General features: G+C 66.7%; 13 protein-coding genes. 11 read left to right on the top strand and 2 right to left on the bottom strand.

Annotated elements, in window-relative coordinates:
* Window positions 1-248: 248 nt before the first annotated feature.
* The 8 genes from V5734_RS17255 to V5734_RS17220 all read left to right on the top strand — a co-directional run bounded on the left by V5734_RS17255 (window position 249) and on the right by V5734_RS17220 (window position 10,368).
* The gene (locus V5734_RS17255) at window positions 249-1,751 is read left to right on the top strand and encodes an MORN repeat-containing protein (protein WP_432759639.1); all 1,503 of its coding nucleotides are present in this window, start codon (window positions 249-251) and stop codon (window positions 1,749-1,751) included.
* A gap of 339 nt (window positions 1,752-2,090) precedes the next feature.
* Complete coding sequence (locus V5734_RS17250) at window positions 2,091-3,644, top strand: 2-isopropylmalate synthase (RefSeq protein ID WP_347310844.1); 1,554 nt, start codon at window positions 2,091-2,093, stop codon at window positions 3,642-3,644.
* A gap of 186 nt (window positions 3,645-3,830) precedes the next feature.
* Window positions 3,831-4,868, top strand: a complete 1,038-nt coding sequence (locus tag V5734_RS17245) for a rod shape-determining protein (protein ID WP_347310843.1) — start codon at window positions 3,831-3,833, stop codon at window positions 4,866-4,868.
* A 34-nt stretch (window positions 4,869-4,902) separates the two neighbouring features.
* Window positions 4,903-5,820, top strand: a complete 918-nt coding sequence (mreC, locus tag V5734_RS17240; protein WP_347310842.1) for a rod shape-determining protein MreC — start codon at window positions 4,903-4,905, stop codon at window positions 5,818-5,820.
* Window positions 5,813-6,352, top strand: coding sequence for a rod shape-determining protein MreD (locus tag V5734_RS17235; RefSeq protein ID WP_347310841.1), 540 nt, complete (start codon window positions 5,813-5,815; stop codon window positions 6,350-6,352). Before mreC ends, V5734_RS17235 begins: the two co-directional genes overlap by 8 nt.
* Window positions 6,349-8,292: a penicillin-binding protein 2 gene (mrdA, locus tag V5734_RS17230; RefSeq protein ID WP_347310840.1), complete on the top strand. Its 1,944-nt coding sequence runs from the start codon at window positions 6,349-6,351 to the stop codon at window positions 8,290-8,292. The genes V5734_RS17235 and mrdA overlap by 4 nt, the downstream gene beginning before the upstream one ends.
* The gene (gene rodA / locus V5734_RS17225) at window positions 8,289-9,428 is read left to right on the top strand and encodes a rod shape-determining protein RodA (RefSeq protein ID WP_347310839.1); all 1,140 of its coding nucleotides are present in this window, start codon (window positions 8,289-8,291) and stop codon (window positions 9,426-9,428) included. The genes mrdA and rodA overlap by 4 nt, the downstream gene beginning before the upstream one ends.
* Before the next feature lies 1 nt (window position 9,429).
* Window positions 9,430-10,368: a 2-hydroxyacid dehydrogenase gene (locus V5734_RS17220; RefSeq protein WP_347310838.1), complete on the top strand. Its 939-nt coding sequence runs from the start codon at window positions 9,430-9,432 to the stop codon at window positions 10,366-10,368.
* A gap of 40 nt (window positions 10,369-10,408) precedes the next feature.
* Here V5734_RS17220 and V5734_RS17215 read toward each other — a convergent pair whose 3' ends face one another.
* Window positions 10,409-11,200 (bottom strand): SseB family protein, encoded by a 792-nt coding sequence (locus V5734_RS17215; RefSeq protein ID WP_347310837.1) that lies wholly within the window; start codon window positions 11,198-11,200, stop codon window positions 10,409-10,411.
* Window positions 11,190-11,804 carry a uracil-DNA glycosylase family protein gene (locus V5734_RS17210; RefSeq protein WP_347310836.1) on the bottom strand — a complete coding sequence of 205 codons (615 nt, stop codon included), beginning with the start codon at window positions 11,802-11,804 and terminating at the stop codon, window positions 11,190-11,192. Before V5734_RS17210 ends, V5734_RS17215 begins: the two co-directional genes overlap by 11 nt.
* Before the next feature lie 116 nt (window positions 11,805-11,920).
* Here V5734_RS17210 and V5734_RS17205 point away from each other — a divergent pair, with 116 nt between their 5' ends.
* The 3 genes from V5734_RS17205 to V5734_RS17195 all read left to right on the top strand — a co-directional run bounded on the left by V5734_RS17205 (window position 11,921) and on the right by V5734_RS17195 (window position 15,568).
* Window positions 11,921-13,174, top strand: a complete 1,254-nt coding sequence (locus tag V5734_RS17205; RefSeq protein ID WP_347310835.1) for a Na+/H+ antiporter NhaA — start codon at window positions 11,921-11,923, stop codon at window positions 13,172-13,174.
* A 167-nt stretch (window positions 13,175-13,341) separates the two neighbouring features.
* The gene (locus V5734_RS17200) at window positions 13,342-13,995 is read left to right on the top strand and encodes an ABC transporter ATP-binding protein (protein ID WP_347310834.1); all 654 of its coding nucleotides are present in this window, start codon (window positions 13,342-13,344) and stop codon (window positions 13,993-13,995) included.
* The gene (locus V5734_RS17195) at window positions 13,979-15,568 is read left to right on the top strand and encodes a capsule biosynthesis protein (RefSeq protein ID WP_347310833.1); all 1,590 of its coding nucleotides are present in this window, start codon (window positions 13,979-13,981) and stop codon (window positions 15,566-15,568) included. The genes V5734_RS17200 and V5734_RS17195 overlap by 17 nt, the downstream gene beginning before the upstream one ends.
* The last annotated feature ends 3 nt before the right edge of the window (window positions 15,569-15,571 follow it).

The following is a 15,571-nucleotide window of genomic DNA, read 5'->3' as shown; positions in this document are numbered from 1 at the left end:
GCGCGTTCCCAGAGTTTGGACCCCACCCTCTTACCAGACCTGCCGGTGAGGAAAAGCCATGAGATTGCGGCGGCCGGCCCCGGCCGGGCGCGCGTTCCGCACGGGGGCGGCGAGTGACTTGTCAGCGGGCCAAGCGGGATTTAGGGTTCCCGGCGGGTGGAGGCGACGGGCCGGGCCGGTGGTGAACGGTTCCCGGTGCCAGATTGCTCCGTCCGGGAACGAGTGCGAACGAAAAGGCGGAACGGACCATGAGGCTGACGGGCGGTACGGGAATACGGGCGGTGCTGACGGCGGTCGCCCTGATGTCGGCGGGTCTGGCCCTTGCGCAGGACGTCGTGACCAAGGAATACGACGACGGCGGCATCTACGAAGGCACGTTCAAGGACGGCAAGCAGCACGGGCGGGGAACCTACAAGCTTCCGAACGGCTATGAATATTCCGGCGACTGGGTCGAGGGGGAGATCCTCGGACAGGGCACCGCGCGATACCCGAACGGCTCTCTCTACGAAGGGGCGTTCGTCAGGGGCAAGCCGCACGGCAAGGGCAAGATCACCTTCGCGGATGGCGGGACCTATGAAGGCGACTGGGTCGATGGCGAGATCCAGGGCGAAGGCGTGGCCCATTACGCCAATGGCGTCACCTATACCGGCGGGTTCCAGAAGGCGCTTCATCACGGCAAGGGCAAGATGGAAAGCCCCGGCGGCTATACCTACGAGGGCGACTGGATCAACGGCGTCAAGGAGGGCAAGGGCAAGATCACCTATCCCGACGGCGCGGTCTACGAGGGCGACATGCTGCGCGGCCAGCGGGCCGGTCAGGGCAAGCTGACGCTGGCCGACGGGCTGACCTACGAAGGCGCCTGGGTCGATGGCCAGATGAACGGCGCGGGCAAGCTTACCCAGCCCAACGGCGATGTCTATGAAGGCCAGCTCGTGAACGGCAAACGCCAGGGTCAGGGCAAGGTCACCTATGCCAATGGCGACGTCTACGAAGGCGGTTTCGCCGCCGATCAGCGTCAGGGCAAGGGGGTCTTCCGCGGCACCGACGGCTATGTCTACGACGGCGACTGGGTCGAGGGCCGGATCGAGGGGCAGGGACGTGTGACCTATCCCGACGGATCGGTCTACGAGGGCGGGTTCGCGGGCGACCTCGCCAATGGCGCCGGCAAGATCACCTATGCCGACGGCGCGACCTACGAAGGCGACTGGAAGGATGGCGTGATCGAGGGGCAGGGCCGCGCGACCTATGCCAATGGCCTCGTCTACGAAGGCGGTTTCGTCGCCGGAAAGAACGACGGCCAGGGCACGATGACCTATCCCGACGGCTATTCCTATGCGGGCTCGTGGAAGGACGGTCAGCGTGAGGGGCAGGGGTTGGCGACCTATGCCGACGGCACCGTCTATACCGGCCAATTCGTCGCCGGCCAGCGCGAGGGCGAGGGCGAGATCGTGATGCCGGACGGTTTCCGCTATACCGGCGGCTGGAAGGCGGGCGAGATCGACGGCCAGGGCGTCGCGACCTACGCCAATGGCGATGTCTACGAGGGCACGTTCAAGGCCGGCAAGCGTCAGGGCGAGGGCATCATGCGCTACGCGACCGGTGAAACCGCCGCAGGCACCTGGACGGACGGCGCGCTGACCGAGGAAGCCCCGGTCGCGACGGAGGCCGCGCCCGCCGGCGGCGCGGCGCCGGCCGACACCGCCGCCCCGGAAGATACGGCCCCACCCGCAGACAGCGGCACTTCGAACTGACACGCTGACGCCGTTTCGGTTGGGCGCGCGCCGCTGGGACGGCGTGGCCCGCGAAACCGGTTGGACGGGCTTGGCATGATTGCGCGATCCATTCGTTCCGCCACGCCCCCCGACGTCGCGGCCAAAAGTGAAAATTTCTGCTTTTCCTTCCGCTCAGGCTGCGTATAGTCGCGCCCCATGACACGGAGCCTGCATATCGAAACCCGTCCGGGTGCCTCGCGCGCCCTGCCGCTCCGTGGCCTTCTCCTCCTTAGCCGCCTCTGAGCGTGCCTTTCGGCGCGACCGCTCAGAGGTGACCAGCGCCAGGCGAGACTAAGGAACGAAAGAGAGATCAGGACCATGACAGACAAAACCGCACAAGACCGCGTGTTGATTTTCGACACGACGCTGCGCGATGGCGAACAGAGCCCCGGCGCGACCATGACCCATGACGAGAAGCTGGAGATCGCCGAGCTGCTCGATGAAATGGGCGTCGACATCATCGAGGCAGGCTTCCCCATCGCCTCCGAAGGCGATTTCGCCGCCGTTTCCGACATCGCGAAACAGGCGAAGAACGCGGTGATCTGCGGCCTCGCCCGCGCCCAGTTCCAGGATATCGACCGCTGCTGGGAAGCGGTGCGCCACGCAAAGCGCCCGCGCATCCACACCTTCATCGGCACGTCGCCGCTGCACCGCGCCATCCCGAACCTGACCATGGACGAGATGGCCGAGCGCATCCACGAGACCGTGACCCATGCCCGCAACCTCTGCGACAACGTGCAATGGTCGCCGATGGACGCGACTCGGACCGAGCATGACTACCTCTGCCGCGTGGTCGAGATCGCGATCAAAGCCGGTGCCACCACGATCAACATCCCCGACACTGTCGGCTACACCGCGCCGCGCGAGTCGGCCGACTTGATCCGGATGCTGATCGAGCGCGTTCCCGGCGCCGATGCGGTGATCTTCTCGACGCATTGCCACAACGATCTCGGCATGGCGACGGCCAACAGCCTTGCCGCTGTCGACGCCGGCGCGCGCCAGATCGAGTGCACGATCAACGGCTTGGGCGAACGGGCGGGCAACACCGCGCTGGAAGAGGTCGTGATGGCCCTCAAGGTCCGTCACGACATCATGCCCTACTCGACCCGCATCGACACGACGAAGATCATGAACATCTCGCGCCGAGTCGCCGCCGTGTCGGGATTCCCGGTGCAGTTCAACAAGGCCATCGTCGGCAAGAACGCCTTCGCGCATGAAAGCGGCATCCACCAGGACGGGATGCTGAAGAACGCCGAGACCTTCGAGATCATGCGCCCGCAGGATGTCGGCCTCGCCGGCACCTCGCTGCCGCTCGGCAAGCATTCCGGCCGCGCGGCCTTGCGCGCCAAGCTGACCGATCTCGGCTATGATCTGGCGGACAATCAGCTCAAGGACGTCTTCGTGCGATTCAAGGCGCTCGCCGACCGCAAGAAGGAGGTCTACGACGACGATCTCATCGCGCTGATGACCGACAGCACCTCGGCCGAAGGCACCATGCAGGTCAAGTTCCTGCGCGTGATCTGCGGCACCGAGGCGCCGCAATCGGCCGATCTCATCCTGACCATCGACGGTCAGGACAAGCAGGTCACGGCGCAGGGCGACGGGCCGGTGGACGCGACCTTCAACGCGGTCAAGATGCTCTTCCCGCACAGCGCGCGTCTCGCCCTCTATCAGGTCCACGCCGTGACCGAGGGGACCGACGCGCAGGCCACCGTTTCGGTGCGACTGGAGGAGGGCGGCAAGATCGTCACCGGCCAGTCCTCCGACACCGATACGGTCGTCGCCAGCGCCAAAGCCTATGTGAACGCGCTCAACAATCTCGTCGTGCGGCGCGAGAAGACCAAGCCGGAAGATACGCTCAAGTCGGCTTAGTGCAAGAACAGGCGGTTCGGACCCGGTCCGGACCGCCGAAAATGTTCGATTTTCAAAGGGCGGCGGAAACTCGCAGGCGCGAGGCGCACGACCCCTTTCGTCGTCCCCTTCCAGAGCCTATAAGGGGCCCCGGCCTGCGGCCTCCGAGTCGCGGGCCCTCGATTTTTGGGTGAGCGGGAAGACATCATGGCAAGCTGGGGCGGTCTTTTTTCGTCGGACATGGCGATTGACCTCGGGACGGCGAACACGCTCGTCTATGTCCGGGGCAAGGGTATCGTGCTCAACGAACCGTCCGTCGTCGCCTTCCACGTCAAGGACGGCAAGAAGCAGGTTCTCGCCGTGGGCGAGGATGCCAAGCTGATGCTCGGCCGCACGCCCGGCTCGATCGAGGCGATCCGGCCGATGCGTGAAGGCGTCATCGCCGACTTCGACGTGGCCGAGGAGATGATCAAGCATTTCATCCGCAAGGTCCACAGACGCACGACCTTCACCAAGCCGAAGATCATCGTCTGCGTGCCCCACGGCGCGACCCCGGTCGAGAAGCGCGCGATCCGGCAATCGGTCCTCTCCGCCGGCGCCCGGCGCGCGGGCCTCATCGCCGAACCCATCGCGGCGGCCATCGGTGCCGGTATGCCGATCACCGATCCGACCGGCAGCATGGTCGTCGATATCGGCGGCGGGACGACCGAGGTCGCGGTGCTCTCGCTCGGCGATATCGTCTATGCGCGCTCGGTGCGCGTCGGCGGCGACCGCATGGACGAGGCGATCATCAGCCACCTTCGCCGCCAGCAGAACCTGCTGATCGGCGAGTCGACCGCCGAACGTATCAAGACCTCCATCGGCACCGCTCGCATGCCCGACGACGGGCGCGGAGCCTCGATGCAGATCCGCGGCCGCGACCTTCTGAACGGTGTTCCGAAAGAGATCGAGATTAATCAGGCCCAGGTCGCCGAGGCGCTGGCCGAACCCGTGCAGCAGATCTGCGAGGCGGTGATGATCGCGCTTGAAGCGACGCCGCCCGACCTGGCTGCCGATATCGTCGACCGGGGTGTCATGCTCACCGGCGGCGGCGCGCTGCTGGGAGAGCTGGACCTCGCGCTCCGCGAACAGACGGGGCTTTCCATTTCCATCGCCGATCAGTCGCTGAATTGTGTTGCCCTCGGCACCGGCAAGGCGCTGGAATATGAAAAGCAGCTCCGGCACGTTATAGATTACGACAGCTGAGCCTTTCGCCCAGCGTCCCGACCGCGAGGCCGCCGTGGCACGAGACCGCAACGCCGACGCCGATTTCAAGGGACCGGTGCGCCGCATCCTGATTGCGGTGCTCATCGTCCTTCTGACCGCGATCTTCCTGATCTGGCGGATCGACAGCCCGCGCGTCGAGCGTTTCCGCGCCGCCTTCATCGACCGTGTGGTTCCGAACATGGACTGGGCGCTGATCCCGGTGACGAAGCTCGTCGGCATGGTCGAGGGCTTTCAGTCCTATGCCCGCATCTACGAACAGAACCAGGAACTGCGCCGCGAGTTGCAGCAGATGAAGGCCTGGAAGGAGGCGGCGGTTCAGCTTGAGCAGCAGAACGCCAAGCTTCTGGCGCAGAATCAGGTGCGGCTCGATCCGAAGCTGACCTCGGTCTCGGGCGTCGTTCTTGCCGATAGCGGATCGCCGTTCCGGCAGTCGGTCCTTCTCAACGTCGGTTCCCGCGACGGCATCGTCGACGGCTGGGCGACGATGGACGGGCTCGGCCTCGTGGGGCGGATTTCGGGGGTCGGCCAGACCACCGCGCGAGTGATCCTTCTCACCGACGCCTCCAGCCGCATCCCGGTGACGATCCAGCCGTCCGGGCAGAAGGCGATGCTTGTCGGCGACAACTCGCCCGCGCCGCCGGTGGAGTTTCTCGAAACACCGGAACAGGTGCGCCCCGGCGACCGCGTGATCTCGTCCGGCGATGGCGGGGTGTTTCCGGCGGGGCTTCTCGTCGGGCAGGTGGAACTTGGCACCGACCGCCGCCTGCGGGTTCGCCTTGCCGCGGACTACGAACGGCTGAGTTTCCTCCGCGTTCTGCGCAGCCATCCCGCCGAACAGATCACGGAGGCCGGCGCGCTCGTCGTCCCTCCGGAGGGTCAGCCCGTCGCGGAGCCTGCGTCGGCCGTCGAGAGCGGGGCCGGCGATGGTTGACCCGATTGCCGCCTCCCGCCTCGGCTACCGCCTGCTGTTCGTCGGGCTCGCGGCGCTGATCCTCTTCATCCGCATCCTGCCGCTGAACGCGGTGCCGGTGCGGTTTCCGGGCCCAGACCTCATCCTGTGCCTGACGCTCGTCTGGGTGCTGCGCCGGCCGGATTACGTGCCCGCCCTCCTGATTGCCGGTGTGCTTCTTCTCGACGATATCCTGGCGATGCGCCCGCCCGGCCTCTGGACACTGATCGTGCTTCTCGGCACGGAATACCTGCGCTCCCGCGAGGCCACGCTGCGTGGCATCCCCTTCGCGCTCGAATGGCTGATCGTCGGTGCCCTGATCGCCGCGATGACCGTGGTGAACGGGCTTGTCCTGGCGCTGTTCCTCGTGCCGCAGGCGGGGACTGGCCTGATCGCGCTCCAGATGCTGGCGACCATCGTCGTTTACCCGCTTGTCGTGCTGGCCACTCTCTTCGTCTTCCGCCTGCGCAAGGCCGCGCCCGGCGAAGTCGATGCATTGGGGCACAGGCTATGAGACGCTCTCCCCGTGACAGCCAGGAAAGCTTCCGCGGCATAAACCGCCGGGGTCTTTTGCTCGCGTCGCTGCAGGGCGTCTTCGCCACAACGCTCGCGTTCCGCATGCGGTACCTGCAACTCGATCAGGCGGATGAGTTCCGGCTGCTTGCCGAGGAGAACTCGATCAAGATCCGGCTCCTGCCGCCGGCGCGCGGGCTGATTCTGGATCGCAACGGCGCGCTGATCGCCGGCAACGAACAGAATTACCGGATCACCATCACCCGCGAGGATGCGGGCGATACCGACGCGGTGCTGGCGCGGCTCGCCCGGCTGATGCCGCTGTCCGACGAGGATATCGACCGCACCCGAAAGGAGATCGAGCGGCGCAGCCCGACGCTGCCGATCACCGTCGCCGACCGGCTGAGCTGGGAGGATTTCAGCCGCGTCGCGGTGAATGCGCCGGCACTTCCCGGCGTCACGACCGAGGTGGGGCTGTCCCGCGCCTATCCGCTCGGCCCCGATTTCGCGCATGTCCTCGGCTATGTCGGCCCGGTCAGCGACTACGATCTGTCGAAACTGGAGGATCCCGATCCCCTCCTGCAGATCCCGCGCTTCCAGATCGGCAAGCTCGGCGTCGAGGCCAAGCTGGAGGCGGAGCTGCGCGGCAAGGCCGGCACGCGGCGGATCGAGGTGAACTCGACCGGGCGCGTGATGCGGGAGCTTGGCCGGAAGGAGGGCGATCCCGGCGCGAACGTGCAACTCACCATCGACCACCGGCTGCAGAACTACGTGCAGGCAAGGCTCGGGGGCGAAAGCGCGGCGGCCGTGGTGATCGACGTGCAGTCGGGCGACATCCTGGCGATCAGCTCGGCGCCGAGTTTCGACCCCAACCTCTTCGTGCGCGGTATCTCCGGGCCGGACTACCGGGCGCTGACCGAGAACGATCACCGCCCGCTCGCGGACAAATCGGTGCAGGGCGCCTATCCGCCGGGATCGACCTTCAAGATGGTGACGGCGCTGGCGGCGCTGGAAGCCGGCGTCATCGGCACCGGGGAGACCGTCTATTGCCGCGGCTTCACCGAGCTCGGAAACCGGCGGTTCCACTGCTGGAAACGCGCAGGTCACGGCCATGTGGACCTGAACAGAAGCCTCGAACAGTCCTGCGACGTCTTCTACTACGAGGTGGCCCAGCGGGTCGGGATCGACAAGATCGCCGCGATGGCGCGGCGCCTCGGGATCGGCGAGCGGTTCGACCTGCCGATGTCGGCGATCTCGGAGGGACTCGCGCCCAACCGGGACTGGAAGATCAAGAAATACGGCAAGGACTGGCTGGTCGGCGACACGCTGAACGCCGGCATCGGGCAGGGCTATGTCCTCGCCTCGCCGCTCCAGCTCGCGGTCATGAGCGCCCGGATCGCCTCGGGGCGCGCGGTTCAGCCCCGGCTCCTCCGCGCCGTCAACGGGGAGGAAGTCGCGGTGCCGGACGCGCCGGAACTCGGGATCGAACCCGGCATCCTCAGGGCGGTGCGCGGCGGCATGTTCGCGGTGTCCAATTCCAGGCGCGGCACGGCCTATGGATCCCGTGTCGTCGACGACGCGATGCGGATGGCCGGCAAGACCGGGACAAGCCAGGTCCGCAACATCACGGCGGCCGAACGCGCGCGCGGCGTGGTATCGAACGACGACCTGCCCTGGGAACGGCGCGACCACGCGCTTTTCGTCAGCTACGCTCCCTTCGACGCGCCCCGCGTCGCGGTTTCCGTCGTCGTCGAGCATGGTGGCGGCGGGTCCACCGCAGCCGCGCCGATCGCGCGCGACATCGTCCTCCAGGCGCTCTCGGACGGTTTCCCGCCGCTCACGGCCTACCCTGAAAGCCAGCGCGCCCGGATCAAGTCGGAGCGGGAAAAGCTCCAGCTCATCGAACCCGGTGCCACAGATACGACGAAGTCGCGCGCATGAGTTATCTTGAGTACAACGTCAAGACGGTGCCCTCCGGGCTGCGGAAGGTGCTTTATGTCAACTGGCCTTTGGTGCTCCTGCTCGCGGCGACCGCCTCGGTCGGCTTCCTGATGCTCTATTCGGTCGCCGGCGGACGGCTGGACATGTGGGCCGAACCGCAGATGAAGCGGTTCGCCATCGGCATGGTGGGCATGCTCATGGTCGGTTTCGTCCCGATCTGGTTCTGGCGCAACGTCTCGGCCGCCGTCTATCTCGGCGCGCTTCTCCTGCTCGTCGCGGTCGAGTTCTTCGGGGCGGAGGGCAAGGGCGCACAGCGCTGGCTGGAGCTTGGCCCGATGCGGATCCAGCCGTCGGAACTGATGAAGATCGCCCTCGTGATGTTCCTCGCCGCCTATTACGACTGGCTCGACATCAGGAAGACCTCGCGCCCGCTCTGGGTACTGATCCCGGTCGCGATCATCCTCGTGCCGACCGCGCTTGTCCTCAAGCAGCCCGACCTCGGCACCGCGATCCTTCTTGTCGCCGGCGGCGGTATCGTGATGTTCGTGGCGGGAGTGAGCTTTTGGTATTTCGGGACGGTGATCGCGCTCGTCGTCGGCCTCGTCTTCGGGGTCCTCGAAAGCCGTGGCACCGACTGGCAGCTGATCGAGGACTACCAGTTCCGCCGCATCGACACGTTCCTCGACCCCGGCTCCGACCCGCTGGGCGCGGGCTACAACATCACCCAGGCTCAGATCGCGCTGGGTTCGGGCGGCTGGGCGGGCAAGGGGTTCATGCAAGGCACCCAGTCGCGGCTGAACTTCCTGCCCGAAAAGCACACCGACTTCATCTTTACGACGCTGGCGGAGGAGTTCGGGTTCGTCGGCGCGTTTTCCCTCCTCGCGCTCTACATTCTTATCCTCGTCTTCTGCATCACCTCGGCCCTCGCCAACCGCGACCGCTTTTCGGCGCTTCTCACCTTCGGCATCGCGGGGACGTTCTTTCTTTTCTTCACCGTCAACATGGGGATGGTCACGGGCCTGATGCCGGTGGTCGGCGTGCCGCTTCCGCTCGTCTCCTACGGCGGGACCGCGATGATCATCCTTCTCGGGGCCTTCGGTCTCGTGCAGAGTGCGCATATCCACCGACCGAGGTAACATGACCGTATCCGTCTATTTCGCCGCCGGCCGCCGTCTCTGGCCGGAATACGAGGCGCACTTGCCCGAAGCTCTCCGCGAAGCCGGGATCGACGCCGAAATCCGTCTCAACGCGCCGAACCCGGCGGCGGTCGACTACATCGTGTTCGCGCCAAGCGGCGACATAACGGATTTCACGCCCTTCGTGAATTGCAAGGCCGTGCTGAACCTCTGGGCGGGGGTGGAGAGGATCGTCGGGAACAAAACGCTGACCCAGCCGCTTGCGCGGATGGTCGATCCGGGGTTGACCGAGGGGATGGTCGAGTACGTCGTGGGCCACGTGCTGCGCCACCATCTCGGGATGGACGCGCATATCCTCGGCCAGGACGGTATCTGGCGGAACCACATCCTGCCGCCGATCGCGCGGGAGCGTCCGGTGGCCGTGCTCGGCCTCGGAGAGCTTGGCCGCGCGGCGGCGACCGCCCTTGCCGCGCTGAACTTCCCGGTGATGGGCTGGAGCCGCAGCGAGAAGAAGGTCGCGGGTGTGGATTGCCACAGCGGCGAGGCGGGGCTGGCGCATGTCCTGTCGCGGGCCGAGATCATCGTCCTGCTCCTGCCGCTCACGCCCGACACGACCAGCCTGATCAATGCCGAACGGTTGGCGCTGATGCCCGAGGGGGCGTTCATCGTCAATCCGGGGCGCGGGGCGCTCATCGACGACGCCGCGCTGCTCGCGGCGCTCGACGCGGGCCGGATCGGCCACGCGACGCTCGACGTGTTTCGGACCGAACCCCTGCCGCCCGATCACCCCTACTGGGCGCATCCCCGGGTGACCGTCACGCCGCATATCGCCGCGGACACCCGCGCCGTCACCGCCGCCCGGGTCATCGCCGAGAACATCCTGCGCGGCGAGGCGGGGGAGCCGTTCCTGTACCTCGTGGACCGCGCCCGAGGCTACTGAGCGCGTCGTCGCGCGGCTGGTGGTGCCAAGGGCTGAGACATCAGCGCAGCTTCGGCGGCCGTGCCGGGTCCATCCCCGGCGCTGCGGGCGCGACGACCTGCGCCGTCTCGCGTACCGGCTCCGGCAGGTCAAAGGTCAGGGCGTGCCGCGCCAGCGCCGCGAGCGCGGGATCGCCGGCGGCAAGGAAGGTCACGTCGACGGCCCCGGCCTCGATCCCGGAAAAGACCAGCGCCTCCGACACCGCCTTGGCGAGCGCCGCCTCGGCGCCGGCCTGTGCGCCTTCGAACGCCAGAAGATGACCCTGCGCGCCGCCGTCATAGGTAACCGCGACCAGATGCGCGCGCGCCGCGAGCCCCGCCAGCCGGGCGAGCTTGCCGTCGAGCGCTCGCAGGAGTGCGTCCGGGACGCCGGAGGGCGCGCCATAGGCGACGGGCCGCGCCTCGGCCGCGTCCGGCGCGTGGTCGAGCGTGCCGGCGAGCCAGGCGAGCGCTTCGGCCGGCATCAGGAAGGCCGAAGGCGCCACGCCGAGGTTGAGGCCGAGCCCCACGCGCTCGCCGACGAGCGTCCGGGCGATGACGCGGCCGGGCAGGGCGGCATAGGGCACCGGCCCCTCGGCGAAGGCGGCAAGCCGTTCCTCGCTGTCGAAGGCGAGGACGAACCGTCCGTCCTCGAGGTCGAAGACGGCAGGGGACACATCGTCTCCGACGGGCTCGCCGGACAGCATCAGGAAGAGTTCGGCATCCGCGAGCCGCTCGTAGAACCTCAGCCGCGCGGCGCCGTCCTCGGGCGCCGCCGTCATCGCCGCATGGGCCGTGTCGAGATCAGTCTGCATCCATCACCTCGCGAAGCCGCGCGCGCGCCACCGGCAGAAGCTCCGCCTCGAACCAGGGATTGCGCTTCAGCCAGCCGGTATTGCGCCACGACGGATGAGGCAAGGGAAAGACGCGCGGCGCGTGGTCGCGCCATCGGGCGACCGTCGCGGTCACACCGCCTTTCGTGGCGGCGGGGCCGAGATGCCAGCGCTGGGCATGGCCGCCGACAAGGAAGCTGACCCCGATGCCCGGAAGGCTTTCCATCACGCGGGCCCGCCAGTGTTCGGCACACCGCCCCGGCGGCGGAAGGTCGGCGCCTTTCGCGTCATAGCCCGGAAAGCAAAACGCCATCGGCACGATCGCGACGCGGTCGCGGTCGTAGAATTCCGCCTCGCCGAGGCCGAGCCAGTTCCGCAGCCGGTCGCCCGAAGGGTCGGTGAAGGGTTTGCCGCTTTCGTGGACCCGCGCGCCCGGCGCCTGGCCGGCGATGAGGATGCGGGCACCCGGCCTGAACCAGACGACGGGCCGGGGGACGTGGGCGGTGGCGGTCGCGGCGAAGTCACCGGCGCAAAGGCGGCAGGCAGCGATTTCGTCGGCGGGGAAGGGCGGGGGCGGGGTGGACATGGCGGCGATCTTAGAAAGCAACACCGGCGGCCGCAATCGCCGGACCGGGCGCGCGCGGGTTGCCCCGATTCCGCGTTTGCACTATCCAAACGAAAACACGCGACAGGGGGGACGGCATGTATCGCGTCTGGAACTACGTCACCAACTATTCGCTGCTCCTGATCGCCGGCGCGCTGATCGCGCTCGTCTGGGCGAATATCGACGCGGAAAGTTATCATCATTTCGTCGACTTCGTGATCGTCGACAATTTCTGGATCGGCCATCTGCATGCGGAAGGCGGTCACGCAACGCGGACGCTCACCCTTCACTATCTTGTCAATGACGTGCTGATGGCGCTGTTCTTCGCGATCGCGGCGAAGGAAGTCTGGGAAGCCGTCATCCTCGAGAATGGCTCGCTGCGCGGCCGCAAGGCGATGACACCCCTCATCGCGACGGCGGGCGGAATGCTCGGTCCGATCGCCGTCTATCTCGGCCTCGCGGCGGTTCTGGGCATCTATGAGACGGTGAGCCGTGGCTGGGCGATTCCGACGGCAACCGACATCGCGTTTTCCTATCTCGTCGGGCGCATGGTCTTCGGCGCCGGCCACCCGGCGATCCGGTTCCTGCTGCTTCTGGCAATCGCCGACGACGCGGCGGGCCTCATCATCCTCGCGATCTTCTACCCGACCGGAGAGCTTGCGCCGGCATGGCTGCTTCTGTCCTTCGGTGCCGCCGCCGCCGTGTTTATCCTTGCCAACTGGCTGCCGCGCCGCCTGGACAGGGGCAATCAGGTCCGTCCGAACTCGACCTGGGTGCGCCAGAAGCTGTCGTTCTGGCCCTATCTCATCGCGGGCTGCCTGTCGTGGTTCGGATTTCAGGAGGCGGGCATCCACCCCGCCCTCGGCCTCCTGCCGATCGTGCCGACGATCCCCCATGCGGACCGCGCCTTCGGCATCTTCGCCGAGGCGGAGCAATATCTGACCGATCTTCTGAACTGGATCGAGCATCACCTGAAATACCCGGTGGAGATCATCCTGTTCTTCTTCGGTCTGCTGAACGCGGGCGTGGAGTTCGGCGCCATCGGCGCGCCGACCTGGCTCGTGCTGTTCGGCCTCATCATCGGCAAGCCGGTGGGCATCTTCCTCTTCGGCTGGGTCGCGGCGCATCCGATGAAGCTTGGCCTGCCGCAGGGTATGCGGACCTCCGACCTCGTCGTGATCGGCTTCGTCGCCGCGATCGGCTTCACCGTGGCCCTTTTCGTGGCCTCGGTCGCCTTCCCGGGCGGGCCGGTTCAGGATGCGGCGAAGATGGGCGCGCTCTTCTCCTTCGGCGCGGCGGTCCTGTCGATCATCGCCGGCAAGCTTTTCCGGGTCGAAAAGGTCTCCGGCTAGCGCTTCGGGGCACGGGACGTCGCGACTTTCCGTGCCCGGGCAAGCAATGGCGTTGTGTGTTGCCCCGCCGTTCCGCCATAATGGCGGCAAAATGCGGATGTAGCGTCTATGTTAACGGAAGTTCTCTATGGACCTGCACAGAGGCTGAGCGGCACCAGGGCAAGCGGATGCTCGAATTCGAGAATGTGAGCAAGTCCTTCTGGACGGGCAAGACGCGCAAGGTGATCCTTGACCGTGCCTCGTTCCGCGTCGAACTCGGTAATTCGCTCGGCATCCTCGCGCCGAACGGCACCGGCAAGACGACCATCATCAACATGATGGCCGGGCTGGAAAAACCCGACGAAGGCGTCGTCCGGAAAGGCTGCCGCGTCTCGTTTCCGCTCGGCTTCATGGGCGGTGTCGTGCCGAAGCACTCGGCGCGCGAGAATGCCCGGTTCATCGCGCGGCTCTACGGGCTCGATCCCGATTATGTCGAGGCGTTCAGCCGCTGGCTTTGCGGGATCGCGGAATATTTCGACATGCCGGTGGGCACCTACAGCCAGGGCATGAAGGCGCGGTTCACCTTCTCCCTCCTGCTCGCGATGGAATTCGACATCTACCTGATCGACGAAGGCATGCCCTCGACGACGGATGTCGAGTTCAACCGCAAGGCGGGCGCGATCCTCCGCGACCGGCTGAAGACCGCGACCGTGATCGTCGTGTCGCACCAGCCCGCCACGCTGGAGAAATTCTGCCGCTCGGCCGCGGTGCTGCGCAACGGCAAGCTGCACATGTTCGACACACTGGAAGAAGCGAAACGGATGTATGACTACGCCTCCTAAAGTTAGCAAGTTTCGCATCCGCCGCGCCGAGCGCCCCGCCGATATGGCGCCGGGCGGTGCCGAGGCGGCCGGGCGGCCGCCCGTCGATGACGGGTTCGGGGACGAGCCGTTCCCGACCTCCGATCAGGATGTGCTCCTCGGGCCGAACGAGCGCACCGTCGAGGAGGAGATTGCCGCGATCAGGGCCGAGGGACTTTCGGGTCGCCAGCTTCGCACCGCCCGCCGCGTGGCCCTCAAGCACGGGATCGAGGTTGCGGACGACTACGAGGCCGTGCGGGTCCTGCGCCGCCGCGGGATCGATCCGTTCCAGCCCTCTACGGTTCTGCAACTCATCGAAACCGGACGCGCCACGGAGCCGGCGAAGGTCCAGCTTCCCCAGACCGTGACACAGAGGCCGAACCTGCCCGCGCAGCCGCTGGAGGAAGCGCAGCGCGCGCAGGAGATCATGCAGATCCAGCGCGACATCGTCCGCCGGCGCCGTCGCAATTTCATGCTCCTGCTGTCACGGCTCGCCGTCTTCGTCCTGCTGCCGACGCTGATGGCGGGATGGTATTACTTCGGCATGGCGACGCCCTTTTTTGCGACCAAGTCGGAATTCATCATCCAGCAGCAGGAAGGCCAGGGATCGGCGCTCGGCTCCATGTTCCGCGGCACCCAGTTCGCGACCTCGCAGGATTCCATTGCCGTTCAGGGCTATCTGCAATCGCGCGACGCGATGCTCCGGCTCGACCGGGATCACGGCTTCAAGGCGCATTTCAGCCAGGCCTTCATCGACCCGATCCAGCGCCTCGACGAGGGCGCCTCCAACGAGGCGGCCTACAAGCTCTACAAGCGGAACGTGAAGATCGGCTACGACCCGACGGAGGGCCTGATCAAGATGGAGGTGGCCGCCGCCGATCCAATGGTGAGCGAGGAATTCTCCAAGGCCCTCATCGGATATGCCGAGGAGCAGGTGGACCAGCTGTCCTCGCGGCTCCGCGAAGACCAGATGAAGGGCGCGCGCGAAAGCTACGAGGACGCCGAGATCAAGATGACGGCGGCGCAGAAGAAGGTTCTGGACCTGCAGGAGACCCTTGGAATCCTCGATCCCCGGACCGAATCGAGCGCGATCATGAGCCAGGTCGCGACCTTCGAGGTCGAGCTGCAGAAGAAGCGGCTGGAATTGCAGCAGCTTCTCGACAATGCGCGGCCCAACCAGGCGCGGGTCGATGGCGCCAAGGGCGACATTTCGCGGCTGGAGACGCTGATCGCCAGGCTGCGCGCGCAACTGACCGAGAATACCGGCACCACGACCTCGCTCGCCCAGGTCACCGGGCAACTCCGCATCGCCGAGGCCGATCTCGAGACCCGGCAACTGATGCTCGCGCAGGCGCTCCAGCAGCTCGAGACGGCGCGGATCGAGGCCAACCGGCAGGTGCGCTACCTCGCGCCGAGCGTGAGCCCCGTGGCGCCGGACGAGCCGACCTATCCGCGCGCCTTCGAGAACACGCTCTTGGCCTTTCTCATCTTCGGTGGCATTTACCTCATGCTGTCGCTGACCGCGTCGATCCTGCGCGAACAGGCGACCTCGTAAGGA

The sequence above is a fragment of the Defluviimonas sp. SAOS-178_SWC genome, from assembly GCF_039830135.1.
Classification (GTDB): Bacteria; Pseudomonadota; Alphaproteobacteria; order Rhodobacterales; family Rhodobacteraceae; genus Albidovulum.
The sequence above is the reverse complement of the archived record's forward strand: the minus strand, read 5'-3'. Positions and strand labels throughout refer to the sequence as shown.